Raw genomic sequence first — 20857 nt, forward strand, 5'->3', positions numbered from 1 at the left:
GATCGGCCGGTAAAGGCCTGCATGAGAACCCTGGATCGCGCACTCGGTCGCCGATTCTGGGGCCGCTACACGCATACACACGTCCCTAACAAAGTATGGAGGTTACGCCCTCAATGAAGCGTGTCGTCCTCACCGTGACACTCGCGGCCACCCTGATATCGGGTGCCGCATGTTCCAAGGACAACGACCAGTCGTCGTCCGCCGCGGACAAGTCACCGTCTTTCACCATCGGCATCAAATACGACCAGCCGGGAATGTCGGTGATGGGAGCGGACGGGAAGCCGCGGGGTTTCGATGTCGATACCGCCGCCTACATCGCCAATAACCTTGGCGTGCAGCCCGATCACATCACCTGGAAGGAAGCGCGCACCGAGCAGCGGGAAGACATGTTGAGCTCGGGTGCGGTCGATTTCGTCGTCGCCTCGTATTCGATTTCGGCGGCTCGGCAGAAGCAGGTGTCTTTCGCTGGTCCATATCTGATGACCGGTCAGGATCTGCTGGTGCGTCAAGGGGAAACCGGCATCGATCGTCCCGAGGCGCTCGGTGGTCGAAGTGTCTGTAGCGCAAAGGGTTCCACGTCAGCGGATAAGATCAAGAAAGACTTCGCCGCCGATGTCAATTTGACTGCTCGTGATACGTATTCCCAGTGCGTCGATGATCTGCTCGCCGGCACTGTGGACGCGGTGAGCACCGACGGTGTGATCCTCGCGGGTTATGCCGCCACGCATCCGGACCAGTTGCGGGTGGTCGGCCATCCGTTTACCAAGGAGCGCTATGGCGTCGGTGTGAAGAAGGGCAATATCGATCTGCAGACTCGGATCACCGGCGCGATCCAGGCGATGATCGCCGACGGTTCGTGGCAGCGTTCGGTGGATGCCAACTTGAAGCGCGGCGGATACCAGCCGCTGCCTGCCCCGCCGGTATTCAACGCTCCCGACGCACCGATCGCCGCCGGAGATTCGACCAAGCTCGACCCGAACCTGGTCAAGACCGGGAACGATATGATCACCATGGTCAATGCGAAGGACTGGACAAGTTTGGCAGCGGTCTCCTGCCCCGAGGCGCAAGAGACGCTCCGCGGGAATGTCGCCCAGTTGGTCCCGCAGAACGATACGAATCTCGGCCCCGAGGTCAAGGACGTCAGTTACGACGCCACCAGTACCGGCTTGAGCCAAACCAGCCCCGATTCGGCAACCCTCTTGGCTCATATCACGTACACGAACGTGCCCGACAAGTACAAGCAGTACTTCAAGGACATCGACTTCACCAACACCCTGTCCCGCAGGGACGGCACATGGATGCTGTGCGCGGTAAACGCCGACTTCGTCGAATCCTGATCTAGGAGTATCACGGTCGACGGGCGGGTCCGAGCACGGATCCGCCCGTCGGATCATCGCTACAGCGGGATCGGATCGCTGTAGACCGTGCGTTCGGTATTGCCTGCCGCCGTGGCGAGGGTCAGTTTCGTGTCCAGTGTCGCCGCGGTGACCTGATGCCGAATCTGCAGCCCGTACTGCGCGGGATCCACGAATTGCGCGGCCGCCTCCGGTTGCGCACCAACGGTGGCCACCTCGTCCAGCAGCGCGGAATCCGCGAACCGTTCCGGTCGACCAGTTGGCCGATTGGTTGCTGAGGTCGGCCGATGGCGGTCGATGCCAGGCGATACCGCTGCTGAGCTGCTATCTGGAGATCGTGCGCCAGCCCGAACTGGCCACCGTCGCGACACTGTGGGTGGATGAGATCCGCGAGATCATCGCCGACCTGCTCACCGAGGTAGGTGCCGCTTCGTCCGCCGTCCTACTGCACGCGACTGTCGCAGGCCTGCGGTTGCCATTGTTGGCCAGCCCCGACCTGGGCCTGGCGCAAACCCACCGCGCCGACCTCACCCGACTGCTGCACTGGATCGTGGGGCGATAAACCTCGGCCCTCGAGTATCCGATGCGAATTCCGAAGCCGGCTGGCACTTGTGGGCGGTAACGTATTCGCGCTCGCCGCGCAACCCTCGGGACTGGGGAAGTCCCCAGTTGACGCTGCCGGACCGCGGCCGTCACCCGACGGTGAGATCTGTTGAGGGTCAGGTGATTTGGGCGCAGCGGTGGCGCTAGGGTACTCGGACGGCTTGGCCTCTGGTACAAAAACCGACGCAATGGTGGCCTGATTGTGGTGTTCACAAACCGAGTGCCCGATCTATGTGCACATTTTGTTAAGTAAAGGTGAGTGGGGGTTGACGATGACGGGTCACGGGCCGTACGTTTCGCCCATTGTTGCTGGCTCGTGGTGATCAAGGGGATGTAAATGGCGACCTTGCTCACGGACGAGAATCCACCGGATGCGGTAACTACTGCCAAGGTGGACCGGAAGGGCCCGCTCGGCCGGTCTCCCGGTCAACTCGCCTGGCTTCGGTTCAAGCGGGACAAAACCGGCGTGGTGGCGGGCATCGTCGTGCTGTTCTTCTTCGCCGTCGGTCTCGGCGCGCCGCTGATCTCCTGGCTCTACGGCAAGGACCCGTACACCCCGTATGCCACGCCGGGCAACGGGTTGCTCACCGACACCGGCTTCCCGATCAAGCCCAACGGCGGCATCGACAGCCAATTCTGGTTCGGCATCGAACCGCACACCGGCCGTGACGTGCTCATCGTGCTGGTGTACGGAATCCGTACCTCCCTGCTGATCTCGTTGGCCGTGGTGTTGCTGACGGCCATCATCGGCACGGTGCTCGGGGTCACCGCCGGGTACGTGGGCGGCCGGACCGATTACATCATCAGTCGGATCACCGACACCCTGCTGTCGGTTCCGTCGACCCTGTTCATGCTCGCTTTCATGCCCGTCGCCTGGGCCGGTTATTTGGCCACCGGGCAGGAGGTTCCGCTCTGGGTGCGGGCCGGCAGCTTGATCGGGCTGCTGACCTTGTTCGGCTGGACTCGCAACGCCCGGCTGCTGCGCGGGCAGGTGTTCTCGCTGCGCGAGCGGGAGTTCGTCGAGGCGGCCAAGGTGACCGGGGCCAGTCCAGGACGCATCATCTTCAGGGAACTGCTACCGAATCTGTGGACCCCGATCCTGGTGCTCGCGACGCTGGACCTGCCCGGGTACGTCACGGCGGAGGCGGCGCTGTCCTTTCTCGGCGTCGGCATCAAGGATCCGACGCCCGACTGGGGTGTGATGGTCCAAAACGGAGCCGGTCTGATCTCCTCGGACATCACCTATCTGGTCTTCCCCGGTCTCGGGATGATGCTTTTTGTGCTCGCGTTCAACTTGCTCGGGGACTCGGTGCGCGACGCCCTTGACCCGAAGGGAAGCCGATAACCCGTTGGGTCGCCGGTTCACGGCGTCAGGAAGAGGCAGGAACTGGAATGAAGAGAAAGTATCTCGCGCAGGCCGCCGCGGTGGCCACGGCCGCCGTGCTGGCCGCGGCAGGCTGCTCGGCAGGCGGCACCAATGTCGGTAGCGGTGACCAGCCGAAGGCCACGCAGAACAAGCTCACCCTCGACGCGAGCGGCCAGCAGTCCAACGGCCCGGCCGCAGAGGTCGCGGGAGCCCAGAAGGGTGGCACGCTCAACCTGACGTGGCGCGCCGACTTCCCGGACTACGACCCGGCCAAGATCTACACCGCGCCGGATGACGAGGCGTTCCGGCTGATGAACCGACGCCTCACCATGTTGAAGCAGAACGACGACGGCACGATGGCGCTGGTGGGCGACCTGGCCACCAATACCGGCGAGGCCTCCGACGGCGGCAAGACCTGGAAGTACACGCTGAAGGACGGCATGAAGTACGCCGACGGCGTGCCGATCAAGTCCCAGGACATCAAGTACGCCGTCGAGCGCACCTTCGACACGAAGTTCGCCACCGGACCGCAGTGGGTCCAGCTCTGGCTGGCGGGCAAAGACGACTTCCACTCGGTCTACCCCGGTCCGTACTCCGGTGGCCAGGAACTCGGACCCGACAAGATCGAGACGCCGGACGCCAAGACCATCATCTTCCACCTGGCCGCGCCGCAGTCGGACTTCCCGTTCGCCGCGTCCATGGGCCAGACCGTCCCGGTGCGCAAAGAACTGGACGCCAAACCGGACGACCTCGACGTCAACGGGCTCGGCGATATGGCAACCGGGCCGTACAAGATCGGCGGCCACGAGGTCGACAAGACGCTGACCCTGGTGCAGAACCCGAACTGGGATCCGAAGACCGACCCGGTCCGGCATCAGTACGTTGACCAGATCCACTTCCAGTTCGGCGTCAAGGCCAAGCAGGAGACCGATCAGCTGAAGGCGGACACCGACCCGAACGCGGCCGCTTATTACGGCGGCGTCGACCCCGACCAGGTTCAGGCGATCATGCAGGATCCGAACCTGAAGCAGCGCGTGATGGACAACGAGACCGGCGCGGTGGTGGCCTTCATGATCAACAACGCCCGGGTCACCGACCTGGACGTGCGCAAGGCCCTTGCCATCGCGTTCCCGAAGCAGGACATGATCACCACGCAGGGTGGCCCCTTCTACGGCAATGTCGCCACCACGCTCAGTCCGCGCACCTCGGTCGGCTATTCGCCGCAGCCGAACCCGTTCGGCGCCGGCGATAACGGCGATCCGGAGAAGGCGAAGCAGATCCTCACCGCCGCAGGCAAACTCGGCACCCCGATCAACGTGGCCTGGGATACCACCCCGACCGCCGACCGGATCGGCTCCCCGATCAAGCGTGCGCTCGAGGCCGCCGGATTCAAGGTCAATCTGAACCCGGTGCCGGACAAGGGCTTCTACGACGCCGTCCGGCACCTGGCCAACCCGTACGACCTGATCTGGTACCAGTGGAGCCCGGACTGGCCGACCAACCGGACCGTGTACAGCGCTCTGTACTACAGCGGGGCGGCCACCGAGGGTGGCAACAACGTAGCCCAGCTCAAGGAACCGAAGGTCGACGACGAGATCAACCGAGTCCAGTCGATCCAGGACATCAACGAACAGGGCAAGCAGTACATGCCGCTGGACCAGATGATCCAAAAGGATTATGCGGCAGCGATTCCGGTGGTGTACGCGCGCAAGCAGGTGATGTTCGGCTCGAAGGTCGGAGGGGCGCGGATGGACGCGCTCAGCTCCAGCCTCGACCTGTTGAACGTTTACCTCAAGAAGTAGCGCACGACTGATGAGGTCCTGAGCCGGGTGATGGACTGCCCGTCACCCGGCTCGGCCGCCACCCCCTCCAGAGAGACACGTCCGCATGCTGGCCTTCCTCACTCGCCGGATCCTCGGCGGCATTGTGATCCTGCTGATCATTTGCGCGGTCACCTTCATGATGTTCTACGTGGCCCCCGGCAACAATGTCGCCAGGCTGGCCTGTGGAAAGACCTGCTCGCCCGAGCTCATCGCCGCCGTCGCACACCAGTTGGGCGTGGACAAACCGGTCTGGCAGCAGTTCCTTATCTACCTCGCCGGGATCTTCGCGGGCCGCACCATCGCCGACACCCAGTGCTCGGCTCCGTGCCTCGGCTACTCGTTCCACAATCACCGACCGGTGCTCGACACCATCCTCGACCGGATCCCGGTCACGTTCTCGCTGACCGTCGGCGCGGTCGTGATGTTCCTTGTCGTCGGTATCGGCCTCGGCCTGTTGGCCGCGCTGCGCAAAGGGAAGTTCACCGACAAGGCCGCCATGGGCTTCGCGGTGGTCGGCGGCGCGCAGCAGATCTTCGTACTCGGACCGTTTCTGTTATTCATTTTCGTGTATTCGACGCACCTCATGAAGGTGCCCGCCTACACCTCGTTCTTCGACAATCCGGTGAAATGGGCGACCGGGCTGTTCCTGCCTTGGGTCTGCCTGGCCATCATCACCGCCGCGGCCTACGCGCGGTTCACCCGCTCCTCCATGGTCGAGGTGATGAACGAGGACTACATCCGCACGGTGCGTGCCAAGGGCATGGGCAGCGCGAATCTCTATCTGAAGCACGCCTTTCGCGGCACCATGAGCCCGATCGCCACCCTGCTCGGACTTGACATCGCCGTACTGCTCGGCGGGGCCCTGGTCACCGAGACGGTGTTCAATCTGCCCGGGATCGGTCAGCTGGCGGTCAACTCCGTGCAGGACTCCGACCTTCCGGTGATGATGGCCGTTGTGCTGCTTGCCGCGACCGCCGTCGTGGTCGCCAACATCGTGGTGGACGTTGTGTACGCGTTCATCGACCCGAGGGTGCGGCTGTCATGACCGCGACCGTCGAAACGAATCTGGAGCGTGACATGTCCAGCCAAGACACCATTCTGTCGGTGCGGGATCTGCTCGTGCACTTTCGCACCGAGGACGGCATGGTCAAGGCGGTGGACGGGCTGTCCTACGACCTCGCCAGGGGGAAGACCCTCGGCATCGTCGGCGAGTCCGGCTCGGGCAAGAGCGTGTCGACCATGGCCATCCTCGGCCTGCACAACCGGGAGCGGGCGACGATCGGCGGGCAGATCCTGTTCGAGGGGACCGACCTGGCCGGGGCGGACGAGCGAACCATGCGGCGGTTCCGTGGCAAGCGGATCTCGATGATCTTCCAAGATCCGTTGACCGCGCTGTCGCCGTACTACACGGTCGGCGATCAGATCATGGAGACATACCGCAGGCACACCGGCGCGACCAAGAAGCGGGCGCGGGCGCGGGCCATCGAGATGCTGACCAAGGTCGGCATACCGCAGCCGCAGCGTCGAGTGGACGAGTACCCGCACCAGTTCTCCGGCGGCATGCGGCAGCGGGTGATGATCGCCATCGCGCTCTGCTGTGACCCGGACCTGCTGATCGCGGACGAGCCGACGACTGCGCTCGACGTGACGGTGCAGGCGCAGATCCTGGACCTGCTGCGGGAATTGCAGGCCGAGTTCAACACGGCGATCATCCTGATCACCCACGATATGGGCGTTGTCGCGCAGATGGCCGACGACGTGCTCGTGATGTACGCGGGCCGGTGCGTCGAGCGGGGCACCGTACGCGAGGTGCTCCAACGACCACGGCATCCGTACAGCTGGGGCCTGCTGTCCTCGATCCCGCACCTGGGCGGGGACGTGGACACGCCGCTGACTCCGGTGCGCGGCACGCCGCCGAGCCTGATCGACGTGCCGTCCGGATGCCCGTTCCATCCTCGGTGCGATTACGTGGACCGCGTGGCAGACGGGCGCTGCACGAGCGAACGGCCCGAGCTCGGCTCGGCCACGGGACGCGGCTCGGCCTGCCACCTGACCACCGAGGAATCCGACCGCGTCTTCCTCGACGTGGTCCAGCCGACGCTCGGGATCGGAAAGGCATGATGACCGAACAGACTCTGCACCTGCCGACGTCGCGGCCCACGGGCGACGGACCCTTGCTGACGGCCACCGGGCTGCAAATGTATTTCCCCATCCGCTCCGGATTCCTGTTCAAACGGACCACCGAGGTGGTTCGCGCGGTGGACGGCATCGACCTGAGCGTGTCCGCTGGCGAGGCGTTCGGGCTGGTCGGCGAGTCCGGTTGTGGCAAGTCGACCACCGGGCGGGCGCTGGCCCGGCTGTTGGAGCCGACGGCAGGCTCCATCACCTACCGCGGTCAGGACATCACCCACCGGTCTCGGCACGAGCTCGCGCCCATCCGGTCCGAGATCCAGATGATCTTCCAGGATCCGTACTCCTCGCTGAACCCGAGGCAGACGGTGGGCAGGATCATTGCCGGGCCGATGGAGATCAACGGCATCAACCCGCCCGGCGGGCGACGCAACCGGGTGCGGGAACTACTGGAGACGGTCGGCCTGAATCCCGAGCACTACAACCGCTTTCCGCACGAGTTCTCGGGCGGGCAGCGCCAGCGCATCGGCGTCGCCCGCGCGCTGGCGCTCGACCCCAAGTTGATCATCGCCGACGAACCGGTGTCCGCGCTGGACGTTTCCATCCAGGCACAGGTGGTGAACCTGCTGCAGCGGCTGCAGCGCGAGCTCGGCATCGCCTTCGTCTTCATCGCGCACGACCTGGCCGTGGTGCGCCACTTCAGCGAGCGCATCGCGGTCATGTACCTGGGCAAGATCGTGGAGATCGCCGACCGCGCCGACCTCTACGACCGCCCGCACCACCCCTACACCCAGGCACTGCTGTCCTCGGTGCCCGAGGCCGATCCCGACAGCGCCAAACAGCGCGACCGCATCCGCCTCACCGGCGACGTCCCTTCCCCCATCAACCCCCCATCCGGCTGCCGCTTCCGCACCCGCTGCTGGAAGGCCGAAAACATCTGCGCCGAACAAGAACCCCCGCTGATCCAACTAGCCAATTCCACCGAGGGCCACCAAGCGGCCTGCCACTTCCCCGAACCACGCCACGTGGTCGCCTGATCTGGTGGGTGGGGGTATACCCAGTTCCGGCGGTGGGTGGTGTGCGCGCGAAGGTGCCGCTAGCGTGGGGTGGCGCGAACGGAGTCCGATTGCTTGGGAGTTAGTTTGTCGATAACGACGGTCGAGAGCACCGAAGCGTCCTCCGCCGCGCCGAAAGCCCCGGTACCCCGCACTATCGCGCCGCTGGCGTTCTGGTCGATCGTGGTAGCTGGAGTCGTTGCCGGCGTGTACTACCTGGTGCAGGTGGTCGAGCATCGGCAGGTGCTGCTGCATCTGATCGATCTGAGCGTTTATCAGATCGCCGGAGACCGGGTGAGCCATCATGTTTCGGTCTATGACACTCCGCTACTCGGCAACACCCGAGGCGTCTGGGAGTTCGTCTACACACCGTTCTCCGCGATGCTGTTCGTCCCACTGCGCTGGATACACGGTGATCTGTACACCTTCGTCGGCGGCTTCGGCAATTTCGTCATGCTGGTCGTCTCGTGCTTGGTGGCGCTGTCGATGCTCGGCTACCGGCGTGATCGGCGACTGGCGATAGCGGCCGTCGCGATTGCCGGACTGCTGCTGTGGTGCGAGCCGATCCGCATGACGATGGCCTTCGGTCAGGTCAATATCTTCCTGCTGCTGATCGTCATCGCCGATATGGCACTGCCGGACACGTCGCGGTGGAAAGGCGTGCTGACCGGCGTCGCGGCGGGCATCAAACTGACACCGGCGTTCTTCGTGCTCTACCTGCTTGTTACCCGGCGCTACCGGGCCGCGGGCATGGCGGTCGGCGGATTCGCCGCGACACTGGTCATCGGTTTCGCAGTGCTGCCGAAGGATTCGCTGACGTTCTGGAGCGGCGCCTTCATCGACCCGGAACGCGTCGGCATCCCGGACAACCTGTCGAACGAATCATTGCGCGGCATGATTGCGCGGTTGGTCGGCGTCGGTGGTGCGCACCAACTGATTTGGCTGGCCGGTGCCGGGCTCATGGCGGCGGTCTGCCTGTATCTCGCGCGGCGCTTGTCGCAGACCGGGCGTGAACTGGCCGCGGTGGTGTGCGTTGGTGTCACCATGACGGCGGTCTCACCCTTCAGCTGGGTGCACCATTGGGTTTTCCTCGCACCGCTGCTGATCTGCCTCGGCGATCTGGCACTGCGCCGCGGTGGTCTCGTCGCACCGCTCGGTTTCCTGGCGACCGCGCTCGTCGTATCCAGCGGTGTCCTTGCCTTTTTCGATCCCACGCTGGTCAGCGTCTTCGACTTCGCCAACAACAACCATCCGACGACGCTCTATCGCAACGCCTACATCTGGCTCACCGTCGCCCTGCTCGCGGCGACCGCGATAGCCCTACGCAGATCGACGACCCGCGAGCCGTCACCCGACGTGGCCGACGCACAGGTCTAGTCGCTGGTGCGACTCATGTCTCGATCGGGACTGATCCTCCACCGGACGACCGCGATGTCGGCCGCGGACGAGAAGCACTGCCGCAGCTGAGTTCTCGCCTGCTGTCAGCAGGCCACCTCGGTGAGGCGAGCGGTGCGGCTCGGGGCAGTGGCGCGCAGCGCGGCGGCGAGCGCGACGACCGGTGGCACCCAGCGGGCTTCAGCGGGGGAGATATCCCAGCGCGCCGAGCCGGTCGACAGCCTGGTCGGCGGCAGCGGGATGCTCGCGCCGTCGGTGTGCACGGTCGCGCCAGCGCCGCGTAGCGCCTCGATCGCCATCGCCGCCTTGGCGACGCCGACGACCAGGTGAATCTCGCGGCGCTGTGCGCCCGGAATCTCGATGACCGGGCCGGACAGGTTGTTCGCCCGCAGGTATCGGCGCACGCCGGCGGCCAGGTCCCCGGTGAGCTCGACGGCCGCTACCTGCTCGTCGGTGATCAGGCATACGCCGTTGGTGGTTTCGGCGACGGTCCACCCGCGGCGGCGGTAGTCCTGCACTTCGTCAGGTGTCGCCACGGTGACGGACCTCGGAAACGTCGCGGGCACTGTCTTCTCCATTCACCATGTAGATCGAGCTATCGCATCGCTGTGCGGGCGTTTCGGGCCGTATCGTCGAGACTCGGCCGCGGTTGACGGACAACCGTACATCCGCACCTGTGCATCAAATCCGCTGCGGCTAAGGGTTTCCCTACAGGAACCTTGTGATCGCGAGCCGCACCAGCGATTCTGCGCGGTTCGCCCGCCCGTGGCATCGCCCCGTGGTCGCTGTCGGTGTCATCCTTTGGACGGACTCGACCCTGAGTCGATACCTCTGGCTGCGGACATGGGGATTCGCGTTTCGACCTCGAGTGGTCGCCGCTCGGTGCGGTTAGCCGACGGTGTGCTGATGGGGTTCGAGAGAGCCGATATCGATGAGCGGCGCGGACCGTTCCGTGTGACGGCACTGGGTCACAGCTAATTGCCAAGGGCCCCTCGAGGTTTCACCAGCCCGGCATGGTCTAAATAGATATGGGATCGAACTGGGGGCGGGTGCCGCTAACCGCCGGATGTGTAGCGGCAGTTGCGATATCGGCGTTAGTAGCAGCCCCGCTGGCCGTAGCCGGTGCACAAGACCGGGCGCTCCCGGCGGCAACGGCGCCAGCCGGAGGCACCCCGACGGCCGCGCTGACGCCGGTTAGCGGGACACCGGCTCAGCACGCCTCGCCCGCCACCTACACGCAGCCGGTCGTGTCGTCCGCGTCGTCCGCGGCGCTGGCACAGCGGATGCAATCGGCGATTCAGGCCGTCTCACCGGGCACGCAGGTCGGCATCGATGTGGCCGACATCAGTTCCGGCGCAGTGCTTGTCGGCCAGAACCTCGATCAGCAGTTCTACACCGCATCGGTGGTCAAGCTGCTGATCGCGCTCGACGCGCTGAACCAACAAGGCTGGCAACCGGATTCGGATACCGCGGCACAGCTGCGCACGATGTTGTCCGCCAGCGACGACAACATCGCCGACGACCTGTGGGACGACAACGGCGGCGACGCGATCGTCAGCCGGATGATCGACCTGATCGGCCTGCCAGGAACTCAGCCGCCCGACGACCCGGAGCAGTGGGGCGAGACACTGACCACCGCACGCGATGTCGTCACCATCTACCGCTACCTCACCACCAGCGTCCCCGAGCCGTCCCGGTCTCTTGTCATCGGTGCGCTGCGCGCCACCAGCGAGATCGCCGCGGACGGCACCGACCAGTACTTCGGCATCCCGGATGGCTTGACCGACGACAACTGGGCGGTAAAGCAGGGCTGGATGGCGCTGGACGCCTCGACAACCCTGGACACCACCGGCCTGGTCGGCCCACCCTCGACCCAGCAATTGCCATACGTGGTGGTCGTACTGACCTCGCAGCCCGCCGGAATAGATTGGACCACAGGAGGTTCCGCCTTGACCGCCGGAATCGGCGTCTTGCGCGGCACGATCGACCAGCCCGGACTCTGAGACGGTAAACCGGAACCACACCAAGCGGCAGAGCGGCAGCCGCAGGGCTCAGGGGTTGCGGCTGCCGCACTGATGCCGATGAAACCCCTCGGTACCCGGCTTCAGTCGCGTAGAGAGAATTCGTCGTACTCGATGATCCTGTCAGTCGCGGCGGGTCTCGGGTATCGGTTATATGACCGACATTCAAACGATCGACAGCCTTGACTCGCCCTCGGTCGACGTAACTCTCCCTGCGGTGGGTGCCGATCTTGCACAATCTGTGCATGCCCAAGCCCTGCCTTTTGCTCCAGTTGCGGCCCGAGCGCCCCGCGGCGGATGACGAATATCACGCTGTGCTGCGGGCGGGCGAGCTCGACGTCGCCGACGTGGTGCGGGTGCAGATGGACCAGGGACTTCCCGACTTGTCGCTCGATGATTTCTCGGCGGTGATCGTTGGCGGCGGGCCGAGTAATGTCGGCCGCCCGGAGACCGAGAAATACGGTTACCAGCAGCGATTCGAGCCAGGACTGAAGAAGCTGCTCATCGAGATTGTCGCAAGGGACTTCCCGTATCTGGGTGCCTGCTACGGATTGAGCATTCTGGCGGACGCGCTCGGCGGCACGGTCAGCGGCGAACGATACGCCGAGTCACCGGGCGCGCAGACCATCGAACTGACCGACCAAGCGGCCGAAGATCCGCTGCTGCATGGGATTCCGCAGTCGTTCCGGGCGTTCGTCGGGCACAAGGAAGCGTGTCAAGAGGTTCCGCCGAACGCGGTGCTGCTCGCCACCTCCGCCGACTGCCTGGTGCAGATGATTCGGGTCGGCCAGCACGTCTACGCCACCCAGTTTCACCCAGAGCTCGACGGCGACGGACTCGCGCTGCGCATCGAAACCTACCGGCACGCAGGCTATTTCGACCCGGATGAGGCGGATTACCTCACCGCGCTCGGCCACCGGGAAGCGATCATCAGCCCTAAAGAGATATTGCGCCGATTCGTCGCCAGGTATCGGAGCGATCCGCGCTAGTCGCTCGCGGTTGAATGCCTGGCATAGCAGGACCGTCGTTATCTGGCGGGTCTATGGTGGAGTTATGGGCGTCATGGGCGAACTATTTCCGGGTCAGAAGCTGGGCGACGAGGGCAGCGAGGACAGTGATGGACAGTCACACAGTCCCCGGCTCGCACTCGACCTCGATGCCGGTGTCATTCGGATAGCCGCTGCTCCGGCCCCGTCCGCACCCGCGGACGAGCCGAAAGACTAGCTGCGGAATCGGCAGGCCCCCGCGTACGGCATCGACGACATCGGGGATTCCACGACGCCGGTGCCGTAGGTCGAGGCGTGGATGACCTTGCCGTCGCCCGCGTAGAGCGCGGAGTGTTCGCCGCCGTAGAACGACACCAGATCGCCGGGGCGCAGATCGTCCTTGGCCACCGGGGTTCCGGCGGCGAGCTGGTCGTAGCTGGTGCGCGGGACCGAGACACCGGCCTGCTGGTAGGACCACTGCACCAGACCCGAGCAGTCGAAAACATCAGGCCCGGCGGAGGTCCCGTAGCTGGAGCCGATCTTGGCGCGGGCCGCTTCGACGGCGACATCGCCGGTCGTCTTCATCGGTGCGACCTGCGGGTGCAACGTGTTCGGCGCCTTGATGCCGGGAATGCCTGCCAGGCCGGAGTATTCGAGGCCCGGAATGTCGGGGAGGGCGAATCCGTTTCCGGGAGCGGAGAACTCGGCTCGGGAGGGAGCAGCGGATGGCGCGCTCTCCTGCGGCGGCACCGAGATCTGGATGCCGGGAATGCCAGGGGGAACGGAGATTTCGTTCGGAACGTCGAAACTTCCGATGCCGGGAACGGTCACGGTTTGGGCCGATGCTTCCGCGGCGGAGAAGAGGAGTGCGCCGGAGAATGCCGCGCCTGCCGCGAGTGTCCACCAGAACACCCGCCGCAGCGAGCGGGTACTTCGGACGTCGTCGTCGGTCTTCGATGCCATGATTCAGGTCCTCCGATGGTCATTTCGGAGGCCTTGGCTCGGCCATGCAGCGCCGCACATACTGGCGTACCGGACTTCACCAAAGTCTCCGAATACGATTCGAGAACATCACGGTGATCTGTCAGTCCAAGCGGATCCGATTTCCATCCTTCGACACAAGCGTGTTCGAACAAAATTCTGACACACTGAAAAGTAATAACGAAACGGTAACTATATATCCAATCGTTATTGGAAAGCGCTATTCGTTAGATCGTTTTCGGCCGTCGATAGGCCCGGTCGTGCCCGGTAGATCGCCGTGTCCGCGCAGGGCATCGAGCACCACATTGACGGCCGCACGCGGGGGTGTGCCGCGCCGAATTACGGCGGTAATCGTCCGGGTGACCGGACTCGCCAGCTCCCTGGTCGCGACGCGATAGCGCGGATCGACGGCGAGCGCGGGCAGCAGCGCGATCGACAGTCCGGCCTCGACATGTTGCAGCGTCATCATGTAGTTGCTGAAGCGGCAGATGATTCTCGGCTCGAATCCCGATTCGCGGCAGAGCCGGGTCGCCAGCTTCGCCATATAGGACTTCGGCGTATCGAATACCCACGGCTCGTCGGCGTACGCGGCGAGGTCGGCCGGTCCGCGGGCGGCCCGGCCTGGCGGCAGCACGAGCACGATCGGGTCGGCGGCCAGCGGCACGATATCGATGTCGGAGCCGAGCGGCTGCTCCACGAAATCGGTGGTGGTGATGATGATGTCGGCGTCACCGACCCGCAGCGCGCGCATGCTCTCGTGCGGTTCCAGCTCGTGCAGCTCGATCGCGAGGTGCGGATGGGTCCGCGCGAGCCGCGTCACCGCTGGCACACACAGTGAGTGGATGGCGCTTTGAAAGGCGCCGAGCCGGACCAGCCCTGCCGGTTCGGCGCCGAGGCCGCGCAGCTCGGCTTCGACGGTGCCCATGTGGTCGAGGATGGCTCTGGCGCGGCGGGCCAGGATCAGCCCGGCGGGGGTGAGCCGGACCCGGCGGCCGGTGCGTTCCAGCAGCTGCGTGCGGGTTTCCGCCTCAAGCACCGCGAGCTGCTGGGACACGCTGGACGCGCTCAGGTTCGCCGCCTGCGCCACTGCGCGGACGGTGCCGAGGGAATCGAGCTGGCTGAGCAGACGCAGCCGCCAAGGGTTCAGCATCTCTCGATTGTTGTACGGCTGAGCCGAACAGCACAGCCGGAATTGTGAGATGGACGTGTCGCTCGCGCCGCACTTACCGTCGAAACATGGCTTCCCCCACTTTCACGGCGCGGTCCACCGACGACTTCTGGGCCGACACCGACCGCCACCTCGTGCGCTACGCGGGCGCGGGCACCTTCACCCCCGAGATCATCACCCGCGCCGCGGGTAGCTTCGTGTACACCGAAAGCGGCAGGGAGATACTGGATTTCACGTCCGGTCAGATGAGCGCGATCCTCGGGCACTCGCACCCGGACATCGTCGCGACGGTCCGCCGCCAGGTCGGTGAACTCGACCACCTGTTCAGCGGCATGCTCAGCCGCCCGGTCGTCGACCTGGCCCGCAGGCTGGCAGGCACCTTGCCCGCTCCGCTGGACAAGGCGTTGTTGCTGACCACCGGCGCCGAGTCGAACGAGGCGGCGATCCGGATGGCCAAGCTGGTCACCGGTAAACACGAGATCGTCTCGTTCGCCCGCTCCTGGCACGGCATGACCCAGGCCGCGGCGGGCGCGACCTACAGTGCGGGCCGCAAAGGTTATGGCCCGGCCGCACCGGGTAACTTCGCCATCCCGGCGCCGCACTCCTACCGTCCCGATTTCACAACGGCCACCGGCGAACTCGACTGGCGCCGCCAGCTGGACTTCGCCTTCGACCTGATCGACGCGCAATCGGTCGGCAGCCTGGCGGCCTGCATCGTCGAGCCGATTCTCAGCTCCGGCGGGGTCATCGAACCGCCGCCGGGCTACTTCGCCGCACTGCGGCAGAGGTGCCACGAACGCGGCATGCTGCTCATCCTCGATGAAGCGCAGACCGGCCTGTGCCGCACCGGATCCTGGTACGCGTTCGAGCGCGACGGCATCGTGCCCGACATCCTCACCCTGTCCAAGACGCTCGGTGCCGGACTGCCGCTGGCGGCCGTGCTGACCAGCGCCGAGATCGAGCAGGAGGCGCACGATCGCGGGTTCCTTTTCCTGACAACGCATGTCGCCGACCCGCTGGTCGCCGCGGTCGGCAACACCGTGCTCGACGTGCTCATCCGCGACCGTCTCGAGGTACGTGCCGCCGAACTCGGCGCCTACCTGAGGCACGGTCTGGAGCGAATTGCCGAGCGGCACAACGTCGTCGGAGACATCCGCGGTCGCGGCCTGCTCGCCGGACTCGAGCTGGTCGTCGACCGCGAGACCAAGCGGAGTTCCGACGAACTCGGCGCGCAGGTCACCCGCCGCTGCCTGGAGTTGGGCCTGCACATGAATATCGTGCAGCTGCCCGGCATGGGTGGCGTTTTCCGCATCGCCCCGCCGCTGACCGCCACCGAAGACGAACTCGCTCTCGGCCTGGCCATCCTCGATGAGGCGATCGGCGACGCGGCCGGGCGACTGTGACGGCGGCCTGAATCAGGTCAGGTTGCCGTCGATGCACAGGCTCGCGGAGCGCGAGGACGGGCCGGGACGAGCCGCATCGGAGTCGAAGGCCCACTGGGAGATCGGTGCGGCCGCCTTCCAGTACAGCGTGCCGGAACGGTCCGCGACCACCTGGTAGACGTCCTCGTTGCCTTCGATGAGCTGGCCACCGACGCAGTAGTCGTTGTATTCCGTTCCCGGTTGCCGCGCGCCCGCGCTGAACTGGCCCGTCGGATTGGTGTACGAGCCGGGGTTTGGCACGGTGCTCGAGCGGCTCGCCGCCGGTCCTTGCCGCCAATACGGTGCGCCGCGGTCGGTCGTGCACTGGTAGGTCTGGCCGCCTGCGGTGACCGTCGAGCCCTGCGGATGCGCGGAGGCCGCCCAAAGACATTGCGCGCCAGTGCCTGCCGCAGTCGTTCGGGCATCACTGGCGGCTGCCGTTCCGGCACCGAAGGTGATGCCGCCGGTTATCGCGGCGATCGAGAGCAGGGTGAGTGCTTTCGTCCGCGCGCTGCGCGTGGTGGTCCCGGGGCCGTTGACAGTTCTCATCGACGTCTCTCTTTCCATCTCCGGCCGATCGCGTCCATCGGCGATCGAGCCGTAATACGAAGTGCTGCAGCAGATTCGGAGTCGTCAGCACCAGCTGGCATTGGCGCGGCAGACAACCCAGCCGTCGCCATCGGCTCGCGGCACGGCGGTCCAGGTCGTGGCATCGCCGTTGCCGCGGTTCGCCGTGGACTCGGCCGGGTTCTGCTGACTTCGGTAGTCGCGCAAGGAGTTCTGATGCTCGTTCTGCCGCAGCGGGTTGGCATCGGTGTGGTGATAGCCGGAGGGGTCGATGTGGTGCGCGCCGGTGGTGTCCCCTCGGGTGCCGCGTCCGGGTGCGTGGTCCGAGCGTCCGCCGGGGTCCGCGATCGCGACACCGGAGGTGAGCGCCGTCGCGGCGACGACGCCGCCGAGGATCAGCGCGAACGCTGCGATCGAACGGCGGTAGCCGCCGGTGCTGAGTGATTGCACGGGAAATACACGTCGCGCCATGGCCTCATTGCCTCTCTGGTCTGATGAGCTCAGGTGATCTGAACCGGCTCATCTACTGAGATGAACAGTAGGTTACGAACCTGAGAAGCTGCTTATTAGAGGATATGTGCTGGCATTGGTGAGCTGAGTCACGCATGTCGGTAGTAGATGCTGGCCGTCTCGGCTCGGGCCGGTTACCCGATCGGGCTGCCGGGTGAGCACCATCACAGAAAATTGCACTGCCTGAAATTTTGCAGTTTGTGTTAAATTCTTGCCATGCCAGCATCCACGCGCGGGGAGTCGCCGACCGGTCTCCGCGCCCAGAAAAAGCGCCAAACCCTGCTCGACCTGTGTATGGCCGCGCGGCGGTTGGCGGTCGAGCGCGGGATCGACGCGACGACCATCGAGGACATCGCCAAGGTCGTCGGGGTCTCGCCGCGCACGTTCTTCAACTACTACGACACCAAGCTGGACGCGGTGGTCGGCCCGATCGAGGAGATCGGCACACCGCAATCGCGCGAAGAGTTCATCGCCGGTGGGCCGAGCGGCATCCTGATGGAAGACCTCACCCGGATGTTCTCCTCCGCCTTCGAGCCGGAAAAGGAAGTGCGCGAGGCCATTTCGCTGGTAGTCGAGCTCATCAAAACCGAACCTCGGGTGCTCGCGGCCTTCATGGCCGCAGGCGTCAGGCAGGAAGCCGTCATCGGCGAGCTGCTGTCCGCGCGGGCAGGTGCGCCGGTTTCCCCCGAATTCACCTCGCTCGCAACGGGAGTCATGACCACCCTCACCACCCGCGCGGTCGTCTCCGTGACCGAGGACACGACCAGGTCGCTGACCGCGGCGATACACGAGCACTGCGCGATGGCCGCCCGGCTGTTCGACAAGCCTGCCGAGAAATAGGAGACATGCCCGATGACCACGACGGCTGACTCGCCGCCCACCCCCATTGTCCTGACCCAGAAACGTATCTGGCTCATCTTCTCCGCGCTGATCGCCGGCATGTTCCTGGCCAGCCTCGACCAGATGATCGTCGGCACCGCGATGCCGACTATCGTCGGCGAACTCGGCGGCGTCTCGCACATGGCGTGGACCGCGACGTCATACCTGCTCGCCACCACCATCGTGATGCCGATCTACGGCAAATTCGGCGACATGTTCGGCAGGCGTTGGCTTTTCCTGTTCGCGGTGACCGCCTTCACCGCCGCGTCCGTCGGTGCCGCCGCGTCGACCAGCTTCTGGGAGTTCATCGTCTTCCGCGGTCTGCAGGGCGTCGGCGGCGGTGGCCTGATGATCCTGGCGCAGGCCATCATCGCCGATGTGGTGCCCGCGAAGGATCGCGGCAAGTACATGGCGCCGATGGGTGCCGTCTTCGGTATCACCTCGGTCGCCGGACCGCTGCTCGGCGGCTTCTTCGCCGACACGCTCGGCTGGCGCTGGTGCTTCTGGATCAACGTGCCGATCGGTATCGCCGCGCTGTTCGTCGCCTTCCGCTACCTGAGCGTGCCGAGCCATCGGCCCAAGACCAAGCCGGACTACCTCGGTGTGCTGCTGATGTCTTCCGCGACAACGTTATTGATCCTGATCACCGACTGGGGTGGCAAGCAGTACGCGTGGGGTTCGGCGACGATTGTGGCGATGATCGCCGCGCTGGTTGTCGTGGTTGCCGCCTTCGTCATGGTGGAATCGCGCGCCGAGGAGCCGATGCTGCCGCTGTGGTTGTTCCGTAATCGCACCTTCGTGCTGACCTCGGCGATCGGTCTGCTCGTCGGGTTGGTCATGTTCGCCGCGATCGGATTCATCCCGACCTACCTGCAGATGGCAACCGGCGCATCCGCCTCAGTCTCCGGCCTGCTGCTGATCCCGATGATGGCGGGCATGATGATCACGCTGATGGGGTCGATGACCACCATCACCAAGACCGGCCGCTACCGGATGTATCCGCCGATCGGCGCGCTGCTCATGCTGGCAGGCCTGCTGTGGTTGACCCAGCTCAGCGCGCACACCCCGATGTGGGTGGTCTCGGCGATGCTGTTCGTGATCGGCGGCGGCCTCGGCCTGATCATGCAGATCATCGTGCTCGTCGTGCAGAATGCCGTGGCGCCCAACCAGATCGGGACCGCGACCAGCGCCAACAACTACTTCCGTGAGATGGGTGGCGCGATCGGTGTCGCGATCTTCGGCTCGATCTTCACCAGCCGACTGACCGAGGGGCTCACCGACGCGTTCCTGTCGCATATGCCGCAGGTGGCGGCCGCGAAGCTCGACCCTGGCGCGCTGGTGCCGTCGGTGGTGAAGAACCTGCCGACGGAACTGCACGACGCGATCGTCGGCGCCTACGTGCACGCGCTGGTGCCCGGCTTCTGGTACCTGATCCCCGGCGCGATCATCATCTTCGTGCTCGCGCTGTTCATTCCGCAGTTGAAGCTCTCCGACGAGGCGGGCATGGTGGCCCGCGGCGAAGCGGTGCTGGAGGAGACGACGCTGGGCAAGGGCGATGAGCCGGATCCTCGGCTCGTCACCGAACACAGCTGAGTACCAAGCACATTCGGGCGGTAGGGCAACAGCCTTACCGCCCGGCGGTGTATCAGGGGCAGGGTATGCCGGTGTATGCCGGGTCGAGTGCCTTCTTGATGATGTAGGCGACGGTGGGGGATTGCGGGAGGGTGGCGTGCTCGAAAGTGTCTGTGCGGCAGAAGTCTTGGACCCACACGTTGTCCACCGTCGCGCCGGGGCCCGCTTGCAGGAAGGTGGCTTGCGGCGGGGTGGAGGCATCGTCGAAGGTGCTGGCTAGCACGGTGTAGGAGACGCCGGGGTCGGTGTCACCGGCGGCATTGATGGCCTGCAAGAAGTCGCTGCCGACGAGCTGCTGCGCGGCCGCGGTTCCGGCGATCCCGGCTAGTCCGGCGGAGAAACCCGAGTACGCGCTGCCGGCGGGGAGCAGACCCGCAACGCCACGCATGGCGGAACCGTGGTTGGTGCCCGCGAGCGAGATCAGGCGGCCGACCTTGTCGGCGCCGCCCTCGAAGCGCAGATACTGGCGAGACATCAACGCGCCCTGGGAATGTCCGACGAGATCGACCTTCGCCGCATGGGTCGCGGCGCGCACCCGGTCGACGAAGGCGGCGAGTTCCTTGGCGGAGACGCGGATGTCGGCGACCCCGTACATGCCGGGGATCGTGCCGAGCACGCTCGAGGTATCGCGGCCGTAGTTCAGCGAGAAGACGCAGTAGCCTTCGCTTTTCAGCTGCGGGGCGAGCATGTTCCAGTCGTTCTGATTGGCCCAGGTGCCGTGGACCAGTACGACGGGTCGCGGGTGTGCGGCGGTCGGCTGGCAGGTCCAGTCGTCGGAGCCTGCGGGCGGGACGCTGCCGTCCGGATCCTTGCCCCCGGCGATATCGCTTGCGGCCGTTGTCGATTGGTTCGGAGTCTGGTCGGAAGCTTCCGCTTGCGCCGTCGGGGCGCAGATTCCGGTCAATATGCCCGCCGCCACGCCTGCCGCCGTCAGACGACGCCATTTCGTATCCATCGACATCCTT

Annotated in this window: 20 protein-coding genes; 13 read left to right on the plus strand and 7 right to left on the minus strand. The window is 65.3% G+C overall.

The genetic code is table 11. The features are described 5' to 3' along the window. Positions 1-113 precede the first annotated feature (113 nt). Positions 114-1337, plus strand: coding sequence for a glutamate ABC transporter substrate-binding protein (locus OG203_RS31610; RefSeq protein WP_405160879.1), 1224 nt, complete (start codon positions 114-116; stop codon positions 1335-1337). A 59-nt stretch (positions 1338-1396) separates the two neighbouring features. Here the strand turns inward: OG203_RS31610 and OG203_RS31615 are convergent, their stop codons facing one another. Continuing rightward, a complete protein-coding gene (locus OG203_RS31615) occupies positions 1397-1570 on the minus strand; it encodes a hypothetical protein (protein ID WP_405160880.1) in 174 nt (57 codons plus the stop codon). Between the two features lie 44 nt (positions 1571-1614). Here OG203_RS31615 and OG203_RS31620 point away from each other — a divergent pair, with 44 nt between their 5' ends. The 7 genes from OG203_RS31620 to OG203_RS31650 all read left to right on the plus strand — a co-directional run bounded on the left by OG203_RS31620 (position 1615) and on the right by OG203_RS31650 (position 9709). Continuing rightward, positions 1615-1917, plus strand: a complete 303-nt coding sequence (locus OG203_RS31620; protein ID WP_405160881.1) for a hypothetical protein — start codon at positions 1615-1617, stop codon at positions 1915-1917. A gap of 378 nt (positions 1918-2295) precedes the next feature. Beyond that, a complete protein-coding gene (locus tag OG203_RS31625; protein WP_405160882.1) occupies positions 2296-3303 on the plus strand; it encodes an ABC transporter permease in 1008 nt (335 codons plus the stop codon). Positions 3304-3350: 47 nt separating this feature from the next. Further along, positions 3351-5126 (plus strand): ABC transporter substrate-binding protein, encoded by a 1776-nt coding sequence (locus tag OG203_RS31630; protein WP_405160883.1) that lies wholly within the window; start codon positions 3351-3353, stop codon positions 5124-5126. A gap of 85 nt (positions 5127-5211) precedes the next feature. Continuing rightward, positions 5212-6192 carry an ABC transporter permease gene (locus tag OG203_RS31635; protein WP_405160884.1) on the plus strand — a complete coding sequence of 327 codons (981 nt, stop codon included), beginning with the start codon at positions 5212-5214 and terminating at the stop codon, positions 6190-6192. Then, complete coding sequence (locus OG203_RS31640; protein ID WP_405160885.1) at positions 6189-7268, plus strand: ABC transporter ATP-binding protein; 1080 nt, start codon at positions 6189-6191, stop codon at positions 7266-7268. Before OG203_RS31635 ends, OG203_RS31640 begins: the two co-directional genes overlap by 4 nt. Then, the gene (locus OG203_RS31645) at positions 7268-8314 is read left to right on the plus strand and encodes an ABC transporter ATP-binding protein (RefSeq protein ID WP_405160886.1); all 1047 of its coding nucleotides are present in this window, start codon (positions 7268-7270) and stop codon (positions 8312-8314) included. Before OG203_RS31640 ends, OG203_RS31645 begins: the two co-directional genes overlap by 1 nt. Before the next feature lie 105 nt (positions 8315-8419). Next, the gene (locus OG203_RS31650; RefSeq protein WP_405160887.1) at positions 8420-9709 is read left to right on the plus strand and encodes a glycosyltransferase 87 family protein; all 1290 of its coding nucleotides are present in this window, start codon (positions 8420-8422) and stop codon (positions 9707-9709) included. A gap of 104 nt (positions 9710-9813) precedes the next feature. On the opposite strand, the gene OG203_RS31655 is transcribed toward OG203_RS31650, so the two are convergent. Continuing rightward, positions 9814-10263 carry a hypothetical protein gene (locus OG203_RS31655; RefSeq protein ID WP_405160888.1) on the minus strand — a complete coding sequence of 150 codons (450 nt, stop codon included), beginning with the start codon at positions 10261-10263 and terminating at the stop codon, positions 9814-9816. Positions 10264-10974: 711 nt separating this feature from the next. Here OG203_RS31655 and OG203_RS31660 point away from each other — a divergent pair. Beyond that, a complete protein-coding gene (locus OG203_RS31660) occupies positions 10975-11730 on the plus strand; it encodes a serine hydrolase (protein ID WP_405160889.1) in 756 nt (251 codons plus the stop codon). A 263-nt stretch (positions 11731-11993) separates the two neighbouring features. After that, entirely contained in the window at positions 11994-12737 is a 744-nt protein-coding gene (locus OG203_RS31665; protein ID WP_405160890.1) for a glutamine amidotransferase, read from the plus strand. A 231-nt stretch (positions 12738-12968) separates the two neighbouring features. On the opposite strand, the gene OG203_RS31670 is transcribed toward OG203_RS31665, so the two are convergent. Beyond that, complete coding sequence (locus OG203_RS31670; RefSeq protein WP_405160891.1) at positions 12969-13697, minus strand: C40 family peptidase; 729 nt, start codon at positions 13695-13697, stop codon at positions 12969-12971. Positions 13698-13935: 238 nt separating this feature from the next. Next, on the minus strand, positions 13936-14865 hold the full coding sequence (locus OG203_RS31675; RefSeq protein WP_405160892.1) for a LysR family transcriptional regulator: 930 nt from the start codon (positions 14863-14865) through the stop codon (positions 13936-13938). An 86-nt stretch (positions 14866-14951) separates the two neighbouring features. On the opposite strand from OG203_RS31675, the gene OG203_RS31680 reads away from it, so the two are divergent. Continuing rightward, on the plus strand, positions 14952-16286 hold the full coding sequence (locus OG203_RS31680) for an aspartate aminotransferase family protein (protein ID WP_405160893.1): 1335 nt from the start codon (positions 14952-14954) through the stop codon (positions 16284-16286). Between the two features lie 12 nt (positions 16287-16298). On the opposite strand, the gene OG203_RS31685 is transcribed toward OG203_RS31680, so the two are convergent. Beyond that, positions 16299-16853, minus strand: a complete 555-nt coding sequence (locus OG203_RS31685; protein WP_405160894.1) for a hypothetical protein — start codon at positions 16851-16853, stop codon at positions 16299-16301. Between the two features lie 84 nt (positions 16854-16937). After that, on the minus strand, positions 16938-17342 hold the full coding sequence (locus OG203_RS31690) for a hypothetical protein (RefSeq protein ID WP_405160895.1): 405 nt from the start codon (positions 17340-17342) through the stop codon (positions 16938-16940). A 255-nt stretch (positions 17343-17597) separates the two neighbouring features. Here OG203_RS31690 and OG203_RS31695 point away from each other — a divergent pair, with 255 nt between their 5' ends. Both OG203_RS31695 and OG203_RS31700 read left to right on the plus strand, forming a co-directional pair. Then, positions 17598-18221 carry a TetR/AcrR family transcriptional regulator gene (locus tag OG203_RS31695; protein WP_405160896.1) on the plus strand — a complete coding sequence of 208 codons (624 nt, stop codon included), beginning with the start codon at positions 17598-17600 and terminating at the stop codon, positions 18219-18221. Between the two features lie 12 nt (positions 18222-18233). Next, the gene (locus tag OG203_RS31700) at positions 18234-19853 is read left to right on the plus strand and encodes an MDR family MFS transporter (RefSeq protein WP_405160897.1); all 1620 of its coding nucleotides are present in this window, start codon (positions 18234-18236) and stop codon (positions 19851-19853) included. A 52-nt stretch (positions 19854-19905) separates the two neighbouring features. On the opposite strand, the gene OG203_RS31705 is transcribed toward OG203_RS31700, so the two are convergent. Then, entirely contained in the window at positions 19906-20847 is a 942-nt protein-coding gene (locus OG203_RS31705; RefSeq protein ID WP_405160898.1) for an esterase/lipase family protein, read from the minus strand. Positions 20848-20857 lie beyond the last annotated feature (10 nt).

The sequence above is a fragment of the Nocardia sp. NBC_01499 genome (genome assembly GCF_045040275.1).
GTDB lineage: Bacteria > Actinomycetota > Actinomycetes > Mycobacteriales > Mycobacteriaceae > Nocardia.

What these genes read in the sequence shown, in the direction of transcription:
- OG203_RS31680 (WP_405160893.1), top strand. Translation starts at nt 14,952, where the DNA reads ATGGCTTCCCCCACTTTCACGGCGCGGTCCACCGACGACTTCTGGGCC.
- OG203_RS31675 (WP_405160892.1), bottom strand. Translation starts at nt 14,865, where the DNA reads ATGCTGAACCCTTGGCGGCTGCGTCTGCTCAGCCAGCTCGATTCCCTC.
- OG203_RS31695 (WP_405160896.1), top strand. Translation starts at nt 17,598, where the DNA reads ATGCCAGCATCCACGCGCGGGGAGTCGCCGACCGGTCTCCGCGCCCAG.
- OG203_RS31610 (WP_405160879.1), top strand. Translation starts at nt 114, where the DNA reads ATGAAGCGTGTCGTCCTCACCGTGACACTCGCGGCCACCCTGATATCG.
- OG203_RS31690 (WP_405160895.1), bottom strand. Translation starts at nt 17,342, where the DNA reads ATGGCGCGACGTGTATTTCCCGTGCAATCACTCAGCACCGGCGGCTAC.
- OG203_RS31630 (WP_405160883.1), top strand. Translation starts at nt 3,351, where the DNA reads ATGAAGAGAAAGTATCTCGCGCAGGCCGCCGCGGTGGCCACGGCCGCC.
- OG203_RS31705 (WP_405160898.1), bottom strand. Translation starts at nt 20,847, where the DNA reads ATGGATACGAAATGGCGTCGTCTGACGGCGGCAGGCGTGGCGGCGGGC.
- OG203_RS31700 (WP_405160897.1), top strand. Translation starts at nt 18,234, where the DNA reads ATGACCACGACGGCTGACTCGCCGCCCACCCCCATTGTCCTGACCCAG.
- OG203_RS31670 (WP_405160891.1), bottom strand. Translation starts at nt 13,697, where the DNA reads ATGGCATCGAAGACCGACGACGACGTCCGAAGTACCCGCTCGCTGCGG.
- OG203_RS31685 (WP_405160894.1), bottom strand. Translation starts at nt 16,853, where the DNA reads ATGAGAACTGTCAACGGCCCCGGGACCACCACGCGCAGCGCGCGGACG.
- OG203_RS31635 (WP_405160884.1), top strand. Translation starts at nt 5,212, where the DNA reads ATGCTGGCCTTCCTCACTCGCCGGATCCTCGGCGGCATTGTGATCCTG.
- OG203_RS31645 (WP_405160886.1), top strand. Translation starts at nt 7,268, where the DNA reads ATGACCGAACAGACTCTGCACCTGCCGACGTCGCGGCCCACGGGCGAC.
- OG203_RS31640 (WP_405160885.1), top strand. Translation starts at nt 6,189, where the DNA reads ATGACCGCGACCGTCGAAACGAATCTGGAGCGTGACATGTCCAGCCAA.
- OG203_RS31665 (WP_405160890.1), top strand. Translation starts at nt 11,994, where the DNA reads ATGCCCAAGCCCTGCCTTTTGCTCCAGTTGCGGCCCGAGCGCCCCGCG.
- OG203_RS31625 (WP_405160882.1), top strand. Translation starts at nt 2,296, where the DNA reads ATGGCGACCTTGCTCACGGACGAGAATCCACCGGATGCGGTAACTACT.